This is a genomic window from Kribbella sp. NPDC050820 (assembly GCF_040653975.1).
In the GTDB taxonomy this organism is placed as follows: domain Bacteria; phylum Actinomycetota; class Actinomycetes; order Propionibacteriales; family Kribbellaceae; genus Kribbella.
Genome location: NZ_JBFAHB010000019.1, coordinates 38,409 through 60,445, shown reverse-complemented (window position 1 = coordinate 60,445; position 22,037 = coordinate 38,409). Strand labels below are relative to the sequence as shown.

Here is a 22,037-nt window from a genome sequence, read left to right as displayed (position 1 = left end):
CTACTCGGCGATCTTTCGCCCGGTGGCGTCGGCGAGCAGCTGCGCTGCCTTGTCGAGCGCTTCCTGCGGGTCCGCGCCCGTGAGCAGCACCTTGGTCTGGGCGTCGGTGTAGATCTTGATCGCCCGCGCGTAGTCGCTGGTGAAGTTCGGCACCGCCAGGTTCGGCTGCGTGATCGAGTCGACGAAGACCTGGCTGGGCGACTTACCGACGTAGAAGCCGCTGCCGTCGGTGAAGCCGTCCGTCGAGTACATGGCTGTCAACCCAGGAGTGAAGGGGTGTGCCGTCTGCATCGCTTTCTGCCCGTCCAGCGAGCCCAGCGCGAAGTTGATGAACTTCCACGCCAGCTCCTTGTGCTCGCTGTTGCCCGCGATCGAGAGGTACGTCGAGCCCGCCAGGGCAGCCGTCGTGCCGCCCTCCTCCACGGCCGGGCGCAGGGCCACGGCCCACTTTCCCGCCTGAGCCGGTTGAGCGTCCTCGAAGTAGCCGGCCCACCAGGAGGCATCGATGTTGGTCGCGACCGAGCCATCCGCGTACTGGCTGGCTCCGCCGGCGGTGAAGGAGGCCGCGTCCGCGAGGACGCCCAGGTCGTTGGCCTTCTTCAGCAGCTCGAGCGACTTCACGCCCGCGGCGTTGTTCATCGTGATCTCACCGTCGGCGTTGAAGTAGAACGAGTCCTGCTGCTGCGTGAGGGTCTGCCAGATGTCAGCGGAGGCCGACTTCGCCGCGGCCTTGTCCAGCTCGAAGAGGCTCGCGCCGGTCTTCTTCTTCAGCGTCACGCCGGCCTCGATCAGCTCGTCCCAGGTCTTGATCGTCGACACGTCGATGCCGGCCTTGTCGAACAGAGACTTGTTGTAGACGAAGCCGGAGGTGTTGACCTCGAAGGGAATACCCCAGATCTGTCCGTCGGAGCCCAGGCCGCCGCCCCACGCGCTGGGCGCGAAGTCTGCTTTGAGGTCATCAGCACCCAGCGTGGAGAGATCCGCGAAGGCGTTCTTGAACTTGTCGGTGTAGCCGGGGAGGTAGTCGATCCCGACGGTCATGATGTCGGGTAGTCCCTCACCACCAGCGGCGAGGCTCGTCGTGATCTTCTCCCAGATGGCCGGGTTGCCGACGTCGACCACGTCGACCTTCGCGCCGGGGTTGTCCTTCTCGAACGCCGTGATGGTGGGGGCGAGCAACTCGCCGGCGGACGGCCACGTCCAGATGGTGAGGGTCTGGTCTCCGTCAGCGGAGGACGATCCACCTGTGCCGGCGCACCCGGCAAGCGCGGCTGCGGCGACGACACCGGCCGTGAGAGCGGCGGCGAGTCGAGTGAAAGTTCTCAGCTCCATTGGCAATGCCTCTTTCATGCGATGTGGACTACCAGGGCGCCCCACGGGTGGAGCGCGTCGTCGCAGCTGCCGCAGGCGCCTTGCGCGCTGCGGGTGAAGCGGGACTTCGCTCACCGTCGGTGGGCGACAGGAGCTGACCCTAGGGCAATTTTAATGACGTTACAATAGCCAGATCTAGGACGTTACAATTGGGTCGGTCGATCCAACTCCCGGGCGGACACCGGACGGCGACCGCGACCGGAAGCGGGTGGATCGAGGCCGGTTGCGGACCGCGCAGAATTCCGGCAGGTTCCGGATCAGCCGGTTGTGCTGGTGCGCACCGTGAGGCTCGGTTCGAGGAGCAGGTGCACTGCTTCCTGAGGAGGCTCGACCACAATGCGCGCGAGCTCTCTCGCGACCTGTGCCATCGGCTGCTTCACAGACGTCAGGCCGATCGTCTCGAACGAGGCCATGGTCGAGTCATCGAACCCCGTGACTGCGACATCCACGCCGGGGGCAAGGCCGAGCGCACGGATCGCCAGGACTGCGCCCACGGCGAGATAGTCCGACGCGCAGATGATGGCCGACGGCGGTGAGCCAGAGCGAAGCAGTGCTGCAGTGACAGCCTCACCCGAACCGTCGGCTCCGGGTGTCAAAGGAATCGGTTCAGTCACAACGGCGTCCGACAGTCCGTGCTTGCGAGCAGTGGACATGAAGCCTTCCAGGCGCGCCGCGCTCCACCGGGGCTCGAGATCGTGGCCGATGAAGGCAAGACTCCGATGGCCGCGCTCGACGACATGATCAACAGCCAGCTCGATCCCTCGCGCCCCGTCAGTGTCTACCCAGCTCCACGAGACCGCCGTTCCCTCCTTCGTCTGACCGTAGCCGGCAAACGGGATGTCGTGTGATTGAAGCTGCGCCGGACGTTCGTCGTCGGCTTCAAGGCCCGTGAGGACGATGCCGGCGGCCGAGCCGCCGTAGTACACCGATTCGCAGGCGCTGAGCCAGTCTTCCTCGCCGGTCTCGGCGACGAGCGTGAGGTTCATGCCTTGCTCTTGGCTCGCCGACGCCAGCGCGTGCAGGAACTCGTCCATGTAGCCGTCGCCGTATCGAGGGCGGGGCGGCAACGCATAGCCGATCTGGGTGGGGCGTGCCAGCCGGAGGCTCCTGGCCATGATGTTGTTGCGATAGCGGAGCGTGCGCATCGACGCGTGAACCTTGGCCTTGGTCTTCGCGGACACGATCTCCGGACGGTTGACGACATTCGACACGGTCATCACCGATACGCCCGCGTGCGCGGCGACGTCGCTCATATTCGGGAGTCGTGGCGCACCGGCCCCGGTTCCACTGCCCGCCAAGCTTCGACCAGCCTTTCTCACCACTGACGCCGCGTCGCGGGACGGCACAGCAACGACGGGCTCATGGCTCAGATTGTAACGACCATAACATCGGTGTCCGACACCGAGCATGAAGGTCCGCTGCCAACCTGTAGCCAAGAACAAACCGGGGACGCCGCGGTGTGCGGTGCCCCCGGTCCTGGGTTGCGTGAGGTGGCGGGTGGTTACTCGCCGAAGAGTTGGTCGTAGTGGGTGGTGAAGGCTACGTGGTTGATGCCGTTGAAGACGGCGGGGATCTTGCCGTAGGAGGTGATGGCGGTTGTCGAGCCGGTGGCGTGGCTGAAGGCGTACTGGTAGCCGGAATCGGTGTTGTGGTCGACGCCGACGACCAGGGTGCCGCCGCGGGTGCCGCAGCTGTGGGTGACCAGGGACTCGAAGGACGACCAGCCGGCGCTGCGGATCAGCTTGACGACCGGCTTCGCGGTCCCGGTGACCGGGATGCGGATCGTGTAGAGGGCGCCGGCGGTCGTGGTCATCAGCAGGGTGTCGTACGTCGCGGTCTCGCTGATCACGGTCATCGTCTTGAAGCCGCGGAAGCCGGCGAACGAGCCGAGTGACTTGAAGCCGCCGTTGACCTGCGCGTAGCGGTACAGGTTGCCGTTGGTGTTGAGGCCGTACAGGTACGCGTGCCGGGGCTGCGCGACGCTGTAGTTGGACGTGGCGATGGACTTGAAGCTGGTCCAGCCGCCGCCGATCCGCTTGTACGTCGGCCGCGGCAGACCCGTCTCGTACAGGTAGGTCGTGTGCCGGTACAGGGCGTCGCCCTGCAGGAACAGGCCGTAGAAGTAGACCTGGGTGCCGGTGGCGTTCTGCGCCAGGTACCAGGTCGCGTTGGCGCGGGTGCTGGTGAAGTTGAACGGCTCGTACGCCGCCGCACGCGGCGGCTTGGCGGCGGTGACGTCGACCGACTCCACGGTGTTGGCGCCGGTCGGCCAGCCGACCCAGCTGATGCAGGCGGCGGCCGCGGCCTGCACCGACAGGCGCTGCTTGGACTCGGCGGACTTCACCGTCCAGGACGGCTTCGGGTCTGCCTGCGTGCCGGCGATGGCCGGACCGGATGCGGCGGTCGCGGCGAGCATGCCCACGCCCGCCATGGCGAGCGCAAGGCGCTGCAGTTTCATCAAGGAGTCCCCCTCCAGGACAAGAGAAAGCTGCCTCGGGCTACCCGAGGCAGCAGGTCACTGTAGCCCGGCCAAGGGGCCTTTTGGTGACTTCTGCACGTACATGCAACAGTCCACCGAAACGGAGTCACGACACCGGCGCGTGAGCACTCTGAGTGCCGGATCGCCTACGTTTTCAGGGGTGATCGGATACACAGCGGACGGGTTGTTCGTGCTGGACGGGGCCAAGCAGCTGGTCTTTCGGGCGCACCGTGTGGGGCAGCGAGCCGGCGAGGGCGGCGCCTGGCTGACCGACCTCGATCACCCGGAGCGTGGCGAGACCTGGGTGACCACCAGCATCGCCGAGGGAGCGAGTCCGCTGCTGGTTCGGGTGGGCGGTTATGACTCGAGCGAGTTCGAGGGGAGCGTTGCGGCGCTGGTCAGCGTTTTTCGGGGCTCGGTGGAGACCGCGAACCCTGTGGTTTGGACCTAAGTGGTGGGGTACGGCGTTGTCCAGGGCTCGGGGGCTAGGTGTACGGCGTTGGCGATGTAGCTGATTGTGCGGTACCAGCCGGCCAGTACGACGATCTCGAGCAGTTGGGGCGTGGTGTAGTGGTCGGCGAGGGCGTTCCAGGCTGCGTCCGTCAGGTGGGCGGTGGTGTGGAGCTCGTCGATCGCGTCGAGCAGGGCGCGGTGGTGTGGCGGCCAGTCCGCGCTGCCGTTGATGGTTGCCTGGAGCATCGATGGGGTCAGGCCGACCTGGTCGGCGAACACTGTGGCGTGGACGGTCCACTCGTACTGGCAGTCGTTCAGGGCGCAGACGCGGGCGATGATGAGCTCGCGGTCGAGAGCCGGAAGCTCGCCGTGGGCCAGGAGACCGGCGCCCAGGACGCGCATTCGGGACGCGAGGTCGGGGTGGTGCTGGAGGAGGCGGAACAGGGCCAGCGGCTCGTGGGCGACGCCGGGTGGCATCCACTTGCGGAGGGCCTGTTCGACGTCCGGGGCGTACGGCGGGGTCAGCGGTTCGATGCGTGGCATGGTCACCTCAGGGAGTGCTTCTGTTTTCGAACCACTATGATGCTTCGAAAACAGAAGCACAAGGGAGGCGGCGATGGCTGAGACCCCACGCCCCGGCCGGCCGGTCCGGGGATCGACGACCGGGCGGCCGATCATGGCGGCGCTCGACCTGCTCGGGCAGCGGTGGACGTTGCGGGTGATCTGGGAGTTGCGGGAGGACGCGCTCGGGTTCCGCGAGCTCCAGCGTCGCTGTGGACAGATGTCGTCGAGTGTCCTGACCACCCGCCTCGCCACCCTGACGGAAGCCGAGCTCGTCACCCTCGACGACGACGGCTACTACCTGACCCCCCTCGGCCGCGACCTGATCAAGGCACTCGGCCCCCTCCAAAGCTGGGCCGACAACTGGCAGGAAGCCCTCGGCGCTTGAGCGGCTTCACGTCCAGGACCGCTGCCTCACGTCCACGACAGGCAGCTTTACGTCCCCGACACGTTGAGCAGGATCCGCCCCCGCACTCCGGACTCCATTTGACGGTGAGCATCGGCCGCCGCTGACAACGGCAACGCAGGGCGCGTCCGGGCCCGCAGGCGCTTCGCCGCCAGCTGACCGTTGATCAGCTTCGCCGCGTCCGCGAGGTCACCCGCCGACGCATTGCTGATCACGAAGCCGCGGATACTCGCGTCTCGCGTGTACAGCGCACCGATCGGCAGCACAGGCCGGGCCGCCATCCCGGCCAGCGCGATGATGCGTCCGCCCTGAGCCAGCAGGGGTACGGCGGCCTCAAGATCATGCCGGCCCGAGTTGTCGATCCAAACATCAACCGCGGACGCGGGCACCTCGGAGTGGTAGTCGAAGACCTGCTCGGCCCCGCAACTCTGGACCCAGTCGAAGTCATCCGGAGAACACGACGCAACGACCCGAGCGCCCGCGGCAGACGCCAACTGCACCAACGCACTCCCGACACCACCTCCGGCCCCCAGCACGAGCACCGTCTCGCCGGGCGCCAGCCCTCCAGTCCGGAACAGCGCCAGGTACGCCGTGGCCGCCGCATGCAGCACCGCCACCGCCTCGGCGGGCTCCACCCCCTCCGGCAACAGATACAACCGATCCCGCGGTACGACGGCAAACTCCGCAAACGACCCCTGTCGCCCGTCATGACCGAGGCTGTTGCACCACACCCGATCCCCAGGCGCGAACTCCGCCACCGACGACCGGACCACCGTCCCGACCAGATCCCGCCCGATCACGAACGGGAACGGCGTACTCGTCGCATAGGCACCTGCCCGGACGAACGTGTCGACATGGTTGACGGCCACGACGTCGACCCGGACGAGCACGTCGGTCGGACCCGGCGCCGGCACCGGCAGTTCGCCGTACTGGATGACGTCCGGCGAGCCGTACGACGTGATGTACGCGGCGCGCATGGTCTCCGTCACGACGACGCCTGCTGCACGGCGTCGTACCGGGCGATCCAGGCCTTCGTGAGCTCGGCCTCGTCGGCGCCGCCGAAGGTGTACGCGGGGGAGAGGATCGGCAACGCCCGCTCGACCCGGATCAGCACCGCCTGGTTCGCCGGGTAGTCGGGCCCGTTCACCGACAGCAGCCAGGCGTTCAGCTCCTCGTACGACGGCTCGCCCGGCGGCACGATCGTCGCGGTGCCCTTGAACCGGTAGCCGCGGCGGCGGAACACGTCGATCGTGTTCACCTCGACCCGCGGGTCGGCGGCCAGGTTGCGCATCGTGTTCGGTGAGGCGATGTCCATGAAGATCAGGTGCTCGTCGTCGTACACCCGCACCGACCCCTTCGGCGACAGGTTCGGCGAGCCGTCCGGGCAGACCGTCGCGACGAAGCTGAGCATCGCCTGCTCGACGATCATCCGCATGTCGTCAGTGATCACGGGCACGTGCTTCTCCTTCGAGTGAGAGCGGGCGGCCGGACAACGGCAGGCCCACCATGGAACCGGACAGCAGGTCGGCGTCCGCCTTCGCCGCCGGTGCGCCGAGGTCGACGTCCCGGGTCTCCGGCCCGACGTACGCGCCGAGTCCGATCAGCAGACCGCCGGCCGCGAGGAAGACCAGTGGCGTCAGTTCATAGGGCATCACGGTCGCCAGGCCCTCCTGGTAGAAGGCGTAGAACGCCGGCACGATCACGGCCGTGGTGTACCCGAGGCCGTAGCCGCTGGACCGGATCCCGGTGTGGAACCGCTCGATGATGTACGTCGTCACGACCGCGAACGTCGACACCACCACGACCACCAGCGCGACGGTCACCAGGCCGATCGCGACGGCGCCGGAAACCTTGCCCCGGGCAATCGACCAGAACAGCACCGGAGCGATCACCGTCGTGGTGGCACCCTGCAGCAGGAAGAACGGCCGGCGCCCGATCCGCTGCGCCAGCGGTCCGGAAAGCAGGTACGTGACGATCAGTACGGCGTACGCGACGACCAGGATCAGCGTCACCGTGCCGACCGGCAGCCGCGTTCGCAGTACGCCGGGAAGCACCGCGCCGACCATGTTGAACGCCAGCCAGACCCCGGACATCAGCGTGAAGACCTGCAGGAACCCGCGTAGGTTCGGCCCCTGGAACAGGTCCCGGAGCGGGTGGTGCCCCTCGTTCTTCCGGTTCTTCCACACCGGCGACTCCTCCACGTTCCGGTGGTACCAGAGCGCCCACGCGAGCGCCAGCAGCCCACCGATCACGAACGGGATCCGCCAGCCCCACGTCACGTACGGCGTACCGAGTCCACCGGCCGGGATCAGTTTGAGCAGGACGACGGTGATCAGTGCGATCGAGCAGTACGCGGCCGGGAAACCGGTCATGATGATGGCGCCGTACAGGCCGCGTTTGCGGGCGGGCGCATGCTCGAGCGCCAGCGGCGCGGCCGCGGTGTACTGGCCGCCGAGGAAGATGCCGTCGGTGAAGCGCAGCAGAATCAGCGCGATGATCGCGAACAGCCCGGCCTGCTGGTAGCCCGGCAGCGCGGCGATCGCGAGGGTGGTCAGACCGAACCCGATCAACGACGTGAGCGTGGTGCGCTTGCGGCCGGACTTGTCGCTGAGCCGGCCGAAGACGAGTGCGCCGAGCGGGCGGCCGAGCAGCGTGGCCGCGAACACGACCGCGGTGAGGATCCGCTGGGCGCTGGTGGAGATGTCGTCGGGCGCGAAGTAGGCCGCGGCCGGGGCGAGCGCGACGATCGGCAGGTAGACGTCGAACATGTCGACGTACAGGCCGACTTGGGCGCCGACAAGAGGTTTGCGGCTCGATGTTTTCATGGGATGCCTCCGGTCAGACGCCGTACAGCCAGTCGGTGTGGGAGTGGTCGGAGCGATCGCGGGTGCGCAGCAGTTCGTTGCGCAGCAGCCGGGCGGTGCCGTCGACATGCCAGATCTCGCCCCAGGTCCGGGCCGTGCGCTGGATCCGCGCGGTGCGGGGCGCGCGGATCTTCTGAGTTGCCTCGAGTACGGCGGGCCAGTCGTCGTACTTCATGGCCTGGTCGGTGAGGACTCGCGCGTCCTCCAGCGCCTGGCAGGCGCCTTGTGCCAGGTACTGCAGCATCGGGTGCGCGGCGTCGCCGAACAGCCCGAGCCGGCCGCGCGACCAGGTTGCCGTCGGCAACCGATCGGTCATCGGCCAAAAGCGGTCCCGCCACAGCGACGCGAGGCCCGCGCGGACCGCGTCGCAGCAGCCCGCGAACGCTTCGTCCAGCGAAGCAGGTGTCTTGAAGACGGCGACCTGGTTGATCAGCTCGCCGCGGCGCAGCGGGTACTGCACCAGATGGCAGTCGGGGCCCAGCCAAGCGACCACGCTGTGCTGATCCACGGACTTTGGGGCCTCGTCGGCCGGCATCGTGCCCCGGTACGCGACGAATCCGGAGCCGATCTTCTCGTCACCGACGATCGCCTTCCGCAGCGCGGAGTCCACGCCGTCGAGCCCCAGGACGACGTCGCTGCCGAACGTGCTGCCGTCGGTACACACGGTCTCCGCGCGATCGGCGTCCAGTCGTACGTCGGCCACCTCGTGCGCGGTGTGGAGCTCGACGCCCGACTCCTTGCACGCGGTCAGCAGGACGTCGTGCAGGTCGCTGCGATGTACGACGACGTACGGCGCCTGGTACCGGCGACGGAACTCGTCGCCGAGGTCCAGACTGGTCAGCTCCCGGCCGTCCACGGCGTCCCGCAGGACCAACCGGTCCGGCAGGACGCCGCGGTCGACGATGTCGTCGAGCAGGCCCCAGTCCTGCAGCAGGCGGGTCGCGTTGGGCGCCAGCTGGAGCCCGGCCCCGACCTCGCCGAAATGGTCGGCGCGCTCGAGCAGCCGGACGCCGAAACCGTTGCGGGCCAGGCCGTTCGCGACGGCCAGGCCGCCGATACCACCACCGACGACCACTACTTCGGACTGGTTGTCCATCTCGTTGCCTCCCTGGTTCGGGTGACACGAATGTAGGAGCCTGTTCTGCAGAGCGGTATCGTTTTCTGCTATGAAGAACAAGCCGCCCGTATCCACTTGCCTCCGTCGACAACGCGCTGCGGCTGATCCACATGCTCCGCGACGAGGGTGAGCTGCGCCTGAGCGATGCCGCCGACGAGCTCGGGGTCGGCCGGTCCACGGCGCACCGCCTGCTGTCGATGCTCGTCTACCGCGACTTCGCCGTACAGGACGAAGTGAACCGGACCTACCTGCCCGGGGCGGCGCTGTCGGCCGGGCCGCTCAACGGGCAGACGCGGAACCAGGAGCTGCGGCGACTGCTGATGCCACACCTGGAGCGGCTCTGTCATCAGGTCGACGAGTCGGTGAACCTGATGGTGCGAGTCGGGACCCACACGCGCTTCCTGGCGACCGTGGAGACAGGCCAGATGCTGCGTGTCGGCGATCGGCAGGGGACGGTGCTGCCGGCGCACGAGTCGTCCGGCGGGAAGGCGCTGCTCGCGGAGTTGCCCGACGACTACCTTGCCGAGCTGTACCTGCGCGGGCCCGAGCCGGTGCTGTCCGAGGAGGACTTCGGCCGCCTGACGCGTGACGTCGCGCAGACCCGACGGACCGGGTATGCGCTCAACCTCGAGGTCACGGAGGCCGGGATCTGCGCGATCGGCCGGGTGGTCCGGGACGCGGACGGCGTGGCGATCGCGGCGATCACGATCAGCGCGCCGACGGTCCGGTTCCCGGCCGACCGGATCGAGTCGCTGGCCAAGGCGCTGGCCGAGACCACGGCTCGCGCAGGCCGGGACCTGCCGTCAGGACTTGGCTGAGCGGAAGGTACGACGGAGGTCGTCGACCCACTCGGTGGGGACCTCCCACGGGATGAAGTGGCCGCCGTTCGGATGGGCGGTGAGATTGATGTGGTTGTACCAAGGAGCCCGGTCGCTCGCGAGGAAATGCTGGACGCGTTCCTCGGGGGTGGTGACTCCGGGCGGGTCCTCGTAGCCGACGAAGGTGATACCGGTCGGGGCCTCGACGATCGGCGTACGGTCGTGGGACGGGGTCCACGGGTAGCGGTTGTTGTTGGCGTAGGTGCGGATCGAGGTGTCGATCGCGTTGCCGGCCCAGTAGATCGTGGCGTGGGTGAGCAGGTCGTCCTTGCTGAACGGCTCGCCCTCCGACCACTTCGACCAGCGCTCGAGCAGCCAGGCGAGCATGCCGGCCGGTGAGTCGGCCAGGCCGAAGCCGAGCGTGCTCGGGTCGAGAACGTGCGTCGCCAGGTGGGAGGCGAACTTCCGGTCCAGCTCGACGATGCGCGCGTGGACCTCGGGCGGCAGGTTCGGCGGGATCGGGTGCCCGCCGCTGAAGTCCCAGGCCCGGTCGCCGTTGAAGAACTCCAGTTTCAGGCCCGAACCGATGTGGATCCCGTGGAGCTCGTCGGCGTACTTGTGCCCGAGCTGTCCGGTGACGAGGGCGCCGACGTCACAGCCGCCGGCGGCGTACCGGTCGTAGCCGAGGACTTCGGTCATCAGTTCGTGCCAGACGTCGGCGATCTTCCAGAAGTTCATGTCCGGCTGCCCGGTGAGCGGGGTGGAGAACCCGAACCCCGGCAGCGACGGCACGATCACGTCGAACGCGTCGGCCGGATCGCCGCCGTACGACGCGGGGTCGGCGAGCGGATCGATCACCTTAGACCAGTGCCAGAACGTCCACGGCCAGCCGTGACTCAGGATCAGCGGAGTCGGATCCGGGCCGACACCGGCCTTGCGCATGAAGTGCACCGGGACGCCGCCGCGCGCCAGTCGTACCCGTCGGCCCAGTACTCCACGAGCGCTTGCAGGTCGGTACGACGTACGCCGTAGAAGCCGTCCTCGTTGCCCACGTCGAGCGGCCACTTGGTCGCGCGCAGCCGGCCGCGCAGGTCGTCGAGCACCTCGTCGGGCACGTGGATCGGGGTCTGTTCCAGGTTCTTCATGGTTGCCTCAGGCATCCTGATTGGCGATCTCGGTCAAGCGGGTCAGGACCTGCATCGAGCCCGCGAGCACAGCCCGTCCTGCTCGAGCTTCCCGACCAGGCTGGTCAGCGCGGGCTGCTTGAGCTGCTCGGTCTTCAGAAGATCCGTCAGCCGCAGCGGCCCGCTCCTCGCCAGCGTGTATATCAATTTTCGATGCAATCTGAGAGCTGGGGGTAGGGCAGTGGGTGGGTTGCCGGCTCAGTTGCTGAGGGCGAGGCCGGGGACGGCGATGGCGGGGTTGCCGGAGCGGAGGGTCAGTGTGGCAACGGTCTCGCCTTCAGGGAGGTGGCCCGTGAAGGTGATCGTGCCGCGCTCGACGGCGCCGGGGGCGACCGAGTCCGTCCACTGGCTGCGGGAGCCGTCGGCCTTCAAGGAGTTCCCGTCCGCGCCGGTGAAGGCGACCTGTCCGTCGAGCGGGAGCCTCAGCGGCTGATCGCTCCCGTTGCTGACGGAAACCTTGACCCGGGTGAAGTGGCTTGTGTACGTGACGTTCTCGACCGTGACGGTGACGCCGGCGCCGGTCCGGGCGACCGGTTTGATCAAGCGGTCCTCGCCCGACTCCTTGCCGGTCACGTACGCGGCGGCGTACTCGACCCCTGCGGTCAGCGCGAACCCGCCGATGCCGACGGCAACCAGTACGGCGCCGATCGCGACCAGCACGGGTACGTCGAGCCGGCCGGAGCGCGGGCGGTCCTCGGAGGCGATCGCGTCGAGCAAGGCGACGATCATGGCCGCAACCAGTGCGATCGTGGGTGGGACCAGCCAGCGCAGACTGCCGCCGGCGCCGTCGGCGAAGAACGTCGCGACCACGTTGATGATCAGACCGAGCCCGAGCACGGCGGCCGCGACCAGGAGCGTCCGGCCGAGCCGCACGCGGCCGACTGCCGAATCCTCAGTCGCTGCTGCCGGGCCACGCCGTACCGGCTGCTCCGGCTGGCGGGGTGTGGGGGTCGGTGCCGGCTGCTGCTGGTCGAAAGCCGAATCCGGCCATCCGGACGACTCGGACCAGTTGTCCGGCCCACCCTCAGGCCGCACCAACGCCGGCCGCTTCCCCTCCGACCAAGGCGACCGCGCCGGCTCCGGGTTGTCCGCCGAAGGATAAGCCGCCCAGGCCGCATCACCACCCGGCCCGCTCGCCTCAACATCCACCCAACCCACCGGGGCCTCATCCACCCACTCGTCCCGCGGGCCGGCCTCCCCGGCCAAGTCATCCCAAAACGCCGGCCCCGCACCGCCCGAGCCGTCGTACGACGGGCTGTTGCCAACAGCACCAGCCGACCGCGCCGACGGGTCCACCACCCCGCCCTGCGGCGGGGTGCTCGGGTTGGCGCCGCCCTGCCCGGTCTGGGCGGGAGGAGCCTGGGGCGAGGACGCCGGGGCGTCGCCCGCAGCCAGGCCACCGGCGGGCGCGGGGGTGGTGGCGTCCGGCCGGGGCGTGGTGGTCGGAGCTGGCGAGCTGCCGTCCGCGGCCGGCGCGGTTTGGGCCGGGGGAGCTGCCGGTGGTGGCACCGGTGGCGCACTTGGTGCGACCGCGATGGGCGGCACCGGCGACACGCCCGCGGTTGGTGGGACTGCCGGTGCCGGAGTCGGTGCGGAGGTCGGTGACGGAGTCGGTGCGGAGGTCGGTGACGGGGGCGGGGTGGTGGAGGGGCGCGTGGCGGGTTCGTGGAAGGTCAGGACCGAGCGGCCGATGTGGATTCGGTCGTTGTTGGTGAGTGCGGTGGGGGCGCCCAGGCGGCGGCCGTTGAGAGCGGTGCCGTTGCGGGACTCGTCGACCAGCGTCCACGTGGTGCCGGAGCGGTCCAGGCGCGCGTGGATGCGGGAGATCTGGTCGTCCGACGGCAGCCGGATATCGGCATTCGAACCGCGGCCGATGGTGATCGTGTCGCCATCGGCCGGCAGCGTCCACCGCTGCGAACCGAGCGACAGCGCGAATTCGGTTTCCACTAACACCCCACCCGGCAGCCAACCCGTCTGCGCGATTGTGCCTGCCCGACCCGCACCAGGTCCAGACCGCCCCGCCCGCATGAGTCTCGTCACACCTGGATCAGCCCGAACTCACGCTGAACTCACGCCGAACTCACGGCAAAGGTCACGCGCAGGTCACGCCGGTACGGCGGCCCCGCGAGGCCGCCGTACCGAAGCGTCTGTCAGTTGAGCACCATCCGCGGCTCGCCGTTGACCAGCCCGGTGCCGGAGATCGTGCAGGTGCCGCCGCGGTTCTGGTTGTAGGCCTGGCGGACGCAGGAGCGGGTCGCCAGTTGGGCCCAGTAGTTGGGGTGGAGGGATTCCTGGAGGTAGTAGTTGGAGCCGACCGTCGTGACGGTGCGGATCTGGTTGATCCACTCGGTCTTGTCGACGGCGGTCGCCTGGGTCCACGAGTTCAGGCCGACCTCCTCGTACAGTCCGACCGTCTTCTCGCACAGCCGCCGCCCGTTGAACGCCGACTGCAGTTCGAGCAGTCGGGTGTTGCTCAACCCCGACTGGCTGATCGCCGCACGGACCGTGCCGTTGATGGTGACGAGGGCGGTGCTGTTCGCCCAGTCCGCGTCCGCGTTCCAGAAGCCGCAGCCGCCCACGCTCTGCCGCGTGTAGCCGCTCTGCACGTACCGGAACCCGCTCCCGGCCGGAATCGGCGACGGGTACGTCTGCACGAGCAACGTCCACCCGTTGTCGGCGTACCCGGCATTCCGCATCGCGGTCCGGACGTTCTGGAACGCGCCGGCGATCCGACCGCGTACGGCGGTCACGTTGGCAGACGTGAAGTTCGCGACCACCGAGGAGTCGTCCTTGCAGTAGTCCGGGTTCCAGGACGGCGACAGCAGGAAGTCCGTCACGCACTGGGTCACGATCGACGCGAAGTTGAAGTCGTTGCCGCCGATCGACACGACCACCTGCTTCACGTTGTGGGTCGCGGCGAACTGCTGGAGCATTTTCGCCTGGCCGAGGCGCCCGGCACCGTTGTCGTAGAAGTCGAGCCCTGGTTTGAAGTAGTCGCCGGTGCTGGTGGTCGTGCGGGCGCCGGAGCACGCGAGGTTCAGCCCGCCGACCCCGCCGCCGATGTACGCCTCGGCCGACCGGCTGCGGTGGCAGCGGGGGATCACCTCGGCGGTGCCGCTCGCGTTGTCGTGGTACGCGTGCGTGCCGAGGGCATCCGCGGGTGCTTCGGAGTTGTTCGAGCTGCCGGCCCAGCGGCCGGCCTCACCCGAGATGTACGAGTCGCCGACGGTCACGACGTACGGCGTGCCGGACCCGGGGCCGTCGGCCTGCGCGGGGGTTGCGACCAGGCCAAGGCCGGCCATGGAGAGCACGAGAACTGCGGGCACCGAAAAAGAGCGGGGCGGAATCTTCACCGGAGGGCCTCTCTCGCCGGAGGTCGGTGACCGCCCGGACCCCCGTGCCGGCCACCGTGGCGAGAATGTACTCCCGGGTAACCCCGAAAAGAAGACCGAGAGTGCTGGCACCTTTGCGCACTGTCACGGCGGTGTCAGCACTCTCGCGCGATCGTCACCCACCCAGGTCGAGCGGCACCGGGTAGCGCTCCTCCCACCACGCCTTCCAGCGGGCGTCGAGCGCGTCGCGGTCCACGTCGCCGTACAAGCTGAGGACCGCCATCGATGCGCCGTCCGGCTTCGCCGAGCCGGGCGGGATGTGGCTGAGGACCAGCAACCCGTTGCCCCAACCGTCGACGGTCAGGCCGACCTGGTGCTCGGAGGTGAACCACACCTGCCCCTTGGCCTGCTCGCCGACCAGGTCCAGCTCGTACGGCGTGCCGCCCGGCTGCACGTCGATCCCCAGCTCAGCGATCGGCGACCGAGCGCCGGCGCCGGAGTAGAACAGCGTCCGCCGCGGCTCGCCCGGGTGGCTCTCGACCGCGAACCGCAGCTGGTTCAGGAAGGTGATCCAGCCCTCGGTGACGTCGTCGTAGTACGCCTCCCACTCGGGGTTGTCGCCGTGCGCCGCCCTGGTCAGGGTGATCCGCGACCCGCCCTCCACCGGCTCGACCACGAACTCGTCGCCGCTGCCGAGCGTCAGGACCGCATTCGCCGGGTCGGCCGTTTCCTGGGTGAAGTAGATCAGGTCGATCTCCTCCTCGAGCCCGCCCTGGGGCCCCTCGTACTCCCAGCCGTGCCAGTGCCGGATCTTCTCCTTGTCCCGCAGCGCGTCCCACACCGCCTCGACCGGCGCGGCCACGGTCACGACGATCCGGGGTCGTTCCTCACTCATGCCTTCTCTCCTTCGGTACGACGGGACGCCGGATGGCCGCCCGCGATCAGCCGGTACGGGCGACCGCCCTCGCTGTCGAACTCCTCGACCGTCCGCCGGATCGCCTCGGTCAGCGCGTCGGTGAAACGGTGCACGTCGCCGGGCGCCGCGAACCGCACCTCGGTCTCGAGCGTGAACGTCAGCAGTCGCTTGCCCTCGGCATCGGCCGCGCTCTGCATCTTGGCCACGTCCCGCACGGCGCCGGCGGCGACTTCCACCAGGTGCTCGGCGGCGTACTGGTCCTGGATGGTGCTGAACGCGCGGCCCATCACCCCCGGGTCGACGACCAGGGTCGCGGACGCCCGCAGGATCCGCTCGGTGAACCCGCGCCGCCGGCGCTCCTCGACGAGCTCGACCAGGCCGGCCTTCTCCAGCTCGCGCAGGTGGTAGTTGACCCGCTGCCGGGGCAGGTCGAGCGCGCCCGCGAGCTGGGTCGCCGACGCCGGCTCGCGGAGCAGGTCGAGCAGCTGCCGCCGGATCGGCGACAACGCCAACCGGACCTTCTCCGGCTCCTCCACGTATCCCAGCACGCCTCCAGATTCCACTTGACAGGAAAATTTGTCAATGGCGGACCGCCAGCCCATCACAAATACGGCTCGCCGGCGCGGGCACGCTCAGCGCGAACCGGGCGGTGCGATTGTGATGGCCTGGACGTCCGGCGTGACAGCATGCGGGCATGGCGTTGGTGGGACCGCAGTTGCCGGTGGGGACTCAGGTGGTGATCCGGGTCGCCGCACCCGACTACCACGGCGGAACGGCGCAACGCGGAGCGACCGGGCGGGTCGCCGGAGTCACCCCCGACGGCCGCTACACCGTGCGGCTCGCCGACGGCCGGGAGACCGTTGCCCGTCGCGACCAGCTCAGCCTGCGTACGGCGTACCAGGCCGAAGCGATCGAGTTGGACCAGCCCGACGGCGACCGGTTGGTGCTCGACCACACCATCTACGCGGCGGTCGTCGGGTCCCGGGCGTTCGGTCTGGACACCGACGCGTCGGACACGGACACCCGCGGCGTGTATGTCGCCCCAACCGAGTCCTTCTGGTCGCTCGCCAAGCCGCCGACCCATGTCGACGGCCCGGAGCCGGAGTGGTTCTCGTGGGAGGTCGAGCGGTTCTGTGAGCTCGCGCTGAAGGCCAACCCGAACCTGCTCGAGGTGCTGCACTCGCCGCTCGTGGTCCGGCAGACGCCACTCGGCGCAGAGCTGATCGAGCTGCGCGAGGCCTTCCTCTCGCAGCTGGCCTACCAGACGTACTCCGGCTACGTGCTCAGCCAGTTCAAGAAGCTGGAGGCGGACTTCCGCCGCGACGGTGCGCCGAAGTGGAAGCACGTGATGCACCTCCTCCGGTTGTTGCTCGCGGCCCGCGCTCTGTTGCTGGAGGCAAAGCTGGTCGTGGACGTCGGCCCGGACCGGGAGCGACTGCTCGCGGTCAAGCGTGGTGAACTGTCCTGGGACGAGGTCGAGCGCTGGCGGCTCGGGCTGCACGAGGAGCTCGACAACGCCTTGCAGCGAACAGTTCTGCCGGCGACACCCGATGTCGTACGAGTGGACGCCTGGCTGCGGTCGGTCCGGAAGAGGAGTCTCGGTGACGCGTGACATGCGGCAGCTCGACTACGCCGAGCTGCGGACCATCATGGGCGAGCAGCCGTACCGCTTGCTGTTCGCAACGGTCTCCGGCGCACACCTGTACGGCTTCCCGTCGCGCGACTCCGACGTCGACCTGCGCGGCGTCCACGTCCTCCCGGCCGCGGAGGTGGTCGGGCTGCGGACCGGCCCGGAGACCCTCGACCGGACCTGGTTCGAGAACGAGGCCGAGGTCGATCTCGTCACCCACGACCTGGCGAAGTTCGCCCGGCTGATGCTGCGCCGCACCGGTTACGTGCTCGAGCAGGTGCTCTCCCCACTCGTCGTCGTGAACACACCCGAGTACGACGAGCTCAAGGCGCTCGCTGCCGACTGCGTGACGAAGTGGCACGCTCACCACTACCGCGGGTTCGCGAACACGCAGTGGGACTTCTTCGAGAAGAAGGGTGAGCTCAAGCCGCTGCTCTACACCTTTCGGGTGCTGCTCACCGGCATCAATCTGATGCGGACCGGAGTCGTCCAGGCGGATCTGCGCGAACTGGCCGAGCTGAGCGAGGCTCCGGCGTACCTGCCGGAGTTGATGGCCGCCAAGGCCGAGGCCGAGCACGGATCGCTGGAAGGGATCCCGGGGGAGCGGTTGGCCGAGGATGTCAGCCGGCTGCACGCGGCCCTCGACGAGGCCGAGGCCGCCAGCCAACTGCCGGACCGCCCGTCGGCCGAGCCCGCGCTACACGACTTCCTGGTGCGCGTACGCCTGTCCGCCTGAGCGTCGGGCGCGACCGAAGCCTGACTCCCGGCCGGATAGCGGTTGCTCAGCCACTGGGCTGACAACGCTGACACATCTAAGCTATTTACTTAACTTCGTGAAGCATTGACATCCGGGCTGGCGGGGTAAATAGTTCCGTCCTGAAATCAATCAGAAAGCAGAGTGAATCAACAGTGTCGAACATCGAGGTACTGCAGCTCCGGGCTGCCGGGGTCAGTCTGGTGCTGGACTGCTCTGGTCCCGCCCTTCCGTCCGTCCTGCACTGGGGCGCGGACCTGGGTGAGCTGACCGGGCAGGCTCTGCTGGATCTGCGGCGTGGGGCCGGCGCGGCCCAGGACGGCAACGGCCTGGACGACAACCAGCCCGTCGCGATCGTGCCCGAGTACGCCACCGGCTGGTTCGGCCTGCCGGGCCTGAGCGGCCACCGGGACGGCCGGAACTTCTCCGCAGCCTTCCGCCTGACCAGCGTCGCCCAGACCGGCAACACCGTGCAGGCCGACGCCGTGGACGACGAGGCCGGCCTGGCGATCCGTCTGACCATCGAGCTGACCGACTCCGGCCTGGTCCGGGCGAAGGCGGATCTCACCAACACCGGTGCGACGCCGTACACGGTGGACGGGCTGGTGCTCGCGCTGCCGGCCCCGACCGAGGCGACCGAGCTGCTCGACATGACCGGCCGGCACATCGGCGAGCGGCACCCGCAGCGGCACGCGTTCACCCAGGGCGCGCACATCCGCGACAACCGCCGCGGCCGCACCGGCGCCGACGCCACCCTGCTGCTGATCGCCGGCACCCCCGGCTTCGACTTCGGCACCGGCGAGATCTGGTCCGTCCACACCGCGTGGAGCGGCAACCACCGGTCCTACGCCGAGCGTGGAATGAGTGGGTACGGCGTCATCGGCGGCGGCGAGCTCCTGCTGCCCGGCGAGGGCCGTCTGGAATCCGAGGGCACCTACAGCTCGCCGTGGATCTACGGCTCGTACGGCATCGGCCTCGACCGGCTGTCGGCGCGCTTCCACGAGTTCCTCCGGGCCCGGGACAACCACCCGAAGACCGAGCGTCCCGTCGTACTGAACACCTGGGAAGCGGTCTACTTCGACCTCGACCTGGACAAGCTGAAGGCCCTCGCGGACGCGGCCGCCGAGGTCGGCGCCGAGCGGTTCGTGCTCGACGACGGCTGGTTCCGCGGCCGGCGCGACGACCACGCCGGGCTCGGCGACTGGTACGTCGACGAGGGGATCTGGCCGAAGGGCCTGCACCCGCTGGTCGACCACGTGCGGGGGCTCGGGCTGCAGTTCGGGCTCTGGGTCGAGCCGGAGATGGTGAACCCGGACTCCGACCTGGCCCGTGAGCACCCGGACTGGATCCTTGCCACCGGCAACCGGATGCCGCCGACCGCGCGGCACCAGCAGGGCCTGAACCTCGGCGTGCCGGCGGCCTACGACTACATCCTCGAGCGGCTCGACGCGCTGCTGACCGAGTACGACATCGCGTACCTGAAGTGGGACCACAACCGGGACTTCGTCGACGGCGGCAACCAGCTGACCGGCACCGCCGGCATCCACGCGCAGACGCTCGCGGTGTACCGGCTGATCGACGAGCTGAAGCGGCGGCACCCGGGCCTGGAGATCGAGTCGTGCTCGTCCGGCGGCGCCCGCGTCGACCTCGGCATCCTCGAGCGCACCGACCGGGTCTGGGGCAGTGACAGCAACGACGCGCTGGAGCGGCAGAAGATCCAGCGCTACACGCAGCTGCTGCTGCCGCCGGAGCTGATCGGCTGCCACGTCGGCCCGCCGCGGGCGCACACCACCGGCCGCACCCAGGTGCTGTCGTTCCGCGCGATCACCGCACTGTTCGGCCACTTCGGCATCGAGTGGGACATCGCCTCCGCGAGCGCCGAGGAGCGCAAGGAACTGGCCGGCTGGGTCGCCCTCCACAAGGAGCTGCGGCCGCTGCTGCACACCGGACGCGTGGTCCGCGCCGACCGCGGTCCGGACGACTGCCTGCTGCACGGAGTGGTGGCGCAGGACGGCTCGCGGGCCGTCTACGCCGCCGTACAGCTGACCCAATCGGTCACCTCGGCCGTCGGACGGGTCCGGCTGCCCGGGCTCGACCCGAACCGGACGTACCGCGTGAGCAAGACGGCGACACCCGGACCGGAGCCGCGCCAGGTCTCGTGGTGGACCGACGGTGGACCGGTGGAGCTGACCGGTGCAGCACTGGCCGCGGTCGGGGTGCAGATCCCGGCGCAGTGGCCCGAGAACGCGATGTTGCTGGATGTGACTGCGATCGACTAGCCGTCCAGGGCCTAGGCGATCGCCGATCGAGAAGGAGATCCCCGTGACCGCGACTACCAACGCACCACCGAGAACCAGCAGACGAAGTCACGGGGAGCAGGCTGCGCCGCCCAGACGGCGCAGCCTGGGGGACCTGAAGGTCGCGATGATCTTCCTGGCCCCGGCATCGCTGGGCTTCGTCGTCTTCTACATCTGGCCGACGCTGCGCGGCGCGTACCTGAGCTTCACCGAGTACAGCCTGCTGTCCGCGCCGGACTTCAACGGCCTGGCCAACTACGAGCGGATGGTGCAGGACAGCCTGTTCTGGAACGCGCTGGTGGTCACGGTCGAGTACGTCGTGCTCAACATCGGCATCCAGACCGTGCTGGCCGTCGGGATCGCGATGCTGATGTACCGGCTGACCCAGTCGATCACGGTCCGGGCGGTGGTGCTGCTGCCGTACCTGGTCGCGAACGTCGTCGTCGCGCTGGCCTGGTACTGGATGCTCGACTTCCAGGTCGGCATCGTGAACCGCGGCCTGACCTGGATCGGCGTCGACCCGGTCGCCTTCTTCGGCGAGTCCCAGTGGGCGATCCCGACCATCGCCGGGATCAACATCTGGCGGCACATGGGCTACACCGCGCTGCTGGTGTTCGCCGGGCTGCAGATGATCCCGAAGTACGTCTACGAGGCCGCCGAGGTGGACGGCTCGACCGAGTGGCGGACGTTCTGGCGGATCACGCTGCCGCTGCTGCGGCCGGTCCTGGTGATGGTCCTGGTGGTCACCATGATCGGCTCGTTCCAGATCTTCGACACCGTCGCGGTGACGACGGCCGGTGGCCCGATCAACGCGACCCGGGTCATCTACTACTACATCTACGAGCGGGCGTTCACCCGGTTCGACTTCGGATACGCCTCCGCGATGGCGATGGTGCTGTTCGCCATCCTCGCGGTGATCTCGCTGGTCCAGTTGCGGCTGCTGCGGGCGAAGGAGAGTGACCTGGCATGACCAAGCAACTGAACGTCGGCCGCACGGTCGCCTGGGCCTGCCTGATCGTGCTGACGCTGGTGACGCTCTTCCCGTTCTACTGGATGCTGCGTACGGCGCTGTCCGACAACACCCAGCTCGCCGGGCACCCGAACTCGCTGCTCCCGGTCGAGACCACGCTCGGCGCCTTCAAGCGGGTGCTCGGGCTGTCCACGCTGGAGGAGGCCCAGGCGCAGGGCGGTTCCGGCGCCTCGGTGAACTTCTGGCTGTACCTGCGCAACTCGGTGATCGTGGCAACGGTCACCACGATCTGCCAGGTGTTCTTCAGCGCGATGGCGGCGTACGCGTTCGCCCGGCTGCGCTGGCCCGGCCGGGACAAGGTGTTCGCGCTGTTCCTGGCCGCGCTGATGGTGCCGCCGATCTTCACCACGCTGCCGAACTTCGCGCTGATCAAGAGCCTCGGGCTGCTGAACAGCTTCGCCGGCATCATCCTGCCCGGGGCGTTCATGACACCGTTCGCGATCTTCTTCCTGCGCCAGTTCTTCCTCGGCATCAACCGGGAGCTGGAGGAGTCGGCGATGATCGACGGCGCCGGGCACCGCAGGATCTTCTTCAGCCTGATCATCCCGATGAGTGGGGCGCCGATCGCCACGCTGGCGATCCTGACCTACATCAACTCCTGGAACGACTACTTCTGGCCGTTGCTGGTCGGGCAGCAGGAGAACGTCCGGGTGCTGACGGTCGCGCTCGGCGTGTTCCGGTCGCAGACCCCGCAGGGCGGGCCGGACTGGGCCGGGCTGATGGCCGCCGCGCTGATCGCGGCGCTGCCGATGATCGTGCTGTTCTGTGCGTTCGCCAAGAAGATCACCAACTCCATCGGCTTCTCCGGGATCAAGTGAGGCTACC

General features: G+C 68.7%; 22 protein-coding genes and 2 pseudogenes. 9 read left to right on the top strand and 15 right to left on the bottom strand.

Features of this window, described 5'->3' with window-relative positions; all coding sequences use genetic code 11:
- From AB0H36_RS18850 to AB0H36_RS18840, 3 genes are all read right to left on the bottom strand, one after another.
- Nucleotides 1-1,332: a sugar ABC transporter substrate-binding protein gene (locus AB0H36_RS18850; protein ID WP_360524343.1), complete on the bottom strand. Its 1,332-nt coding sequence runs from the start codon at nt 1,330-1,332 to the stop codon at nt 1-3.
- A 296-nt stretch (nt 1,333-1,628) separates the two neighbouring features.
- Complete coding sequence (locus AB0H36_RS18845; RefSeq protein WP_360524340.1) at nt 1,629-2,624, bottom strand: LacI family DNA-binding transcriptional regulator; 996 nt, start codon at nt 2,622-2,624, stop codon at nt 1,629-1,631.
- A 248-nt stretch (nt 2,625-2,872) separates the two neighbouring features.
- Entirely contained in the window at nt 2,873-3,829 is a 957-nt protein-coding gene (locus AB0H36_RS18840; RefSeq protein ID WP_360524337.1) for a hypothetical protein, read from the bottom strand.
- Nucleotides 3,830-4,010: 181 nt separating this feature from the next.
- Here AB0H36_RS18840 and AB0H36_RS18835 point away from each other — a divergent pair, with 181 nt between their 5' ends.
- Nucleotides 4,011-4,301 (top strand): hypothetical protein, encoded by a 291-nt coding sequence (locus AB0H36_RS18835; protein WP_360524334.1) that lies wholly within the window; start codon nt 4,011-4,013, stop codon nt 4,299-4,301.
- Here the strand turns inward: AB0H36_RS18835 and AB0H36_RS18830 are convergent.
- Complete coding sequence (locus AB0H36_RS18830) at nt 4,298-4,846, bottom strand: carboxymuconolactone decarboxylase family protein (protein WP_360524331.1); 549 nt, start codon at nt 4,844-4,846, stop codon at nt 4,298-4,300. The genes AB0H36_RS18835 and AB0H36_RS18830 overlap by 4 nt on opposite strands.
- A 73-nt stretch (nt 4,847-4,919) precedes the next feature.
- Here AB0H36_RS18830 and AB0H36_RS18825 point away from each other — a divergent pair, with 73 nt between their 5' ends.
- Entirely contained in the window at nt 4,920-5,252 is a 333-nt protein-coding gene (locus tag AB0H36_RS18825) for a helix-turn-helix domain-containing protein (protein ID WP_360524328.1), read from the top strand.
- Nucleotides 5,253-5,299: 47 nt separating this feature from the next.
- Here AB0H36_RS18825 and AB0H36_RS18820 read toward each other — a convergent pair whose 3' ends face one another.
- Genes AB0H36_RS18820 through AB0H36_RS18805 form a run of 4 tightly spaced genes read right to left on the bottom strand, consistent with a single transcriptional unit; the run spans nt 5,300 to nt 9,230 of the window.
- Complete coding sequence (locus tag AB0H36_RS18820; protein WP_360524325.1) at nt 5,300-6,259, bottom strand: NADPH:quinone reductase; 960 nt, start codon at nt 6,257-6,259, stop codon at nt 5,300-5,302.
- Nucleotides 6,256-6,726, bottom strand: coding sequence for a pyridoxamine 5'-phosphate oxidase family protein (locus tag AB0H36_RS18815; protein WP_360524322.1), 471 nt, complete (start codon nt 6,724-6,726; stop codon nt 6,256-6,258). The genes AB0H36_RS18820 and AB0H36_RS18815 overlap by 4 nt, the downstream gene beginning before the upstream one ends.
- Nucleotides 6,710-8,095 (bottom strand): MFS transporter, encoded by a 1,386-nt coding sequence (locus AB0H36_RS18810; protein ID WP_360524319.1) that lies wholly within the window; start codon nt 8,093-8,095, stop codon nt 6,710-6,712. Before AB0H36_RS18810 ends, AB0H36_RS18815 begins: the two co-directional genes overlap by 17 nt.
- Before the next feature lie 13 nt (nt 8,096-8,108).
- On the bottom strand, nt 8,109-9,230 hold the full coding sequence (locus AB0H36_RS18805) for an FAD-dependent monooxygenase (protein ID WP_360524316.1): 1,122 nt from the start codon (nt 9,228-9,230) through the stop codon (nt 8,109-8,111).
- A 113-nt stretch (nt 9,231-9,343) separates the two neighbouring features.
- Between AB0H36_RS18805 and AB0H36_RS18800 the strand changes: the two are divergent.
- Both AB0H36_RS18800 and AB0H36_RS18795 read left to right on the top strand, forming a co-directional pair.
- Nucleotides 9,344-9,472, top strand: a pseudogene (locus AB0H36_RS18800) (helix-turn-helix domain-containing protein); the annotation flags it as partial.
- Nucleotides 9,449-10,069 (top strand): IclR family transcriptional regulator, encoded by a 621-nt coding sequence (locus AB0H36_RS18795; protein ID WP_360524545.1) that lies wholly within the window; start codon nt 9,449-9,451, stop codon nt 10,067-10,069. The pseudogene AB0H36_RS18800 and the gene AB0H36_RS18795, both read left to right, overlap by 24 nt.
- On the opposite strand, the gene AB0H36_RS18790 is transcribed toward AB0H36_RS18795, so the two are convergent.
- From AB0H36_RS18790 to AB0H36_RS18760, 7 genes and pseudogenes are all read right to left on the bottom strand, one after another.
- Nucleotides 10,055-11,011, bottom strand: a complete 957-nt coding sequence (locus AB0H36_RS18790; RefSeq protein WP_360524542.1) for an alpha/beta hydrolase — start codon at nt 11,009-11,011, stop codon at nt 10,055-10,057. The genes AB0H36_RS18795 and AB0H36_RS18790 overlap by 15 nt on opposite strands.
- Nucleotides 10,997-11,214 (bottom strand): annotated as a pseudogene (locus AB0H36_RS18785) (epoxide hydrolase N-terminal domain-containing protein); the annotation flags it as partial. The pseudogene AB0H36_RS18785 and the gene AB0H36_RS18790, both read right to left, overlap by 15 nt.
- A 42-nt stretch (nt 11,215-11,256) precedes the next feature.
- Nucleotides 11,257-11,400 carry a MarR family transcriptional regulator gene (locus AB0H36_RS18780; protein ID WP_360524313.1) on the bottom strand — a complete coding sequence of 48 codons (144 nt, stop codon included), beginning with the start codon at nt 11,398-11,400 and terminating at the stop codon, nt 11,257-11,259.
- A 51-nt stretch (nt 11,401-11,451) separates the two neighbouring features.
- Nucleotides 11,452-13,200, bottom strand: a complete 1,749-nt coding sequence (locus tag AB0H36_RS18775) for an FHA domain-containing protein (RefSeq protein WP_360524310.1) — start codon at nt 13,198-13,200, stop codon at nt 11,452-11,454.
- A gap of 203 nt (nt 13,201-13,403) precedes the next feature.
- The gene (locus AB0H36_RS18770) at nt 13,404-14,555 is read right to left on the bottom strand and encodes a hypothetical protein (RefSeq protein ID WP_360524307.1); all 1,152 of its coding nucleotides are present in this window, start codon (nt 14,553-14,555) and stop codon (nt 13,404-13,406) included.
- A 205-nt stretch (nt 14,556-14,760) separates the two neighbouring features.
- Nucleotides 14,761-15,480 (bottom strand): SRPBCC domain-containing protein, encoded by a 720-nt coding sequence (locus tag AB0H36_RS18765; protein WP_360524304.1) that lies wholly within the window; start codon nt 15,478-15,480, stop codon nt 14,761-14,763.
- Nucleotides 15,477-16,049: a helix-turn-helix domain-containing protein gene (locus AB0H36_RS18760; RefSeq protein ID WP_360524301.1), complete on the bottom strand. Its 573-nt coding sequence runs from the start codon at nt 16,047-16,049 to the stop codon at nt 15,477-15,479. The genes AB0H36_RS18765 and AB0H36_RS18760 overlap by 4 nt, the downstream gene beginning before the upstream one ends.
- A 146-nt stretch (nt 16,050-16,195) precedes the next feature.
- Between AB0H36_RS18760 and AB0H36_RS18755 the strand changes: the two genes are divergently transcribed.
- The 5 genes from AB0H36_RS18755 (at nt 16,196) to AB0H36_RS18735 (ending at nt 22,030) form a co-directional block, all read left to right on the top strand.
- Nucleotides 16,196-17,113, top strand: a complete 918-nt coding sequence (locus tag AB0H36_RS18755; protein ID WP_360524298.1) for a nucleotidyltransferase domain-containing protein — start codon at nt 16,196-16,198, stop codon at nt 17,111-17,113.
- Complete coding sequence (locus AB0H36_RS18750; protein ID WP_360524295.1) at nt 17,103-17,867, top strand: nucleotidyltransferase domain-containing protein; 765 nt, start codon at nt 17,103-17,105, stop codon at nt 17,865-17,867. The genes AB0H36_RS18755 and AB0H36_RS18750 overlap by 11 nt, the downstream gene beginning before the upstream one ends.
- A gap of 173 nt (nt 17,868-18,040) precedes the next feature.
- Nucleotides 18,041-20,164, top strand: coding sequence for an alpha-galactosidase (locus AB0H36_RS18745; RefSeq protein ID WP_360524292.1), 2,124 nt, complete (start codon nt 18,041-18,043; stop codon nt 20,162-20,164).
- Nucleotides 20,165-20,207: 43 nt separating this feature from the next.
- On the top strand, nt 20,208-21,152 hold the full coding sequence (locus AB0H36_RS18740; RefSeq protein WP_360524289.1) for a sugar ABC transporter permease: 945 nt from the start codon (nt 20,208-20,210) through the stop codon (nt 21,150-21,152).
- A complete protein-coding gene (locus AB0H36_RS18735; protein WP_360524286.1) occupies nt 21,149-22,030 on the top strand; it encodes a carbohydrate ABC transporter permease in 882 nt (293 codons plus the stop codon). Before AB0H36_RS18740 ends, AB0H36_RS18735 begins: the two co-directional genes overlap by 4 nt.
- Nucleotides 22,031-22,037: the final 7 nt, after the last annotated feature.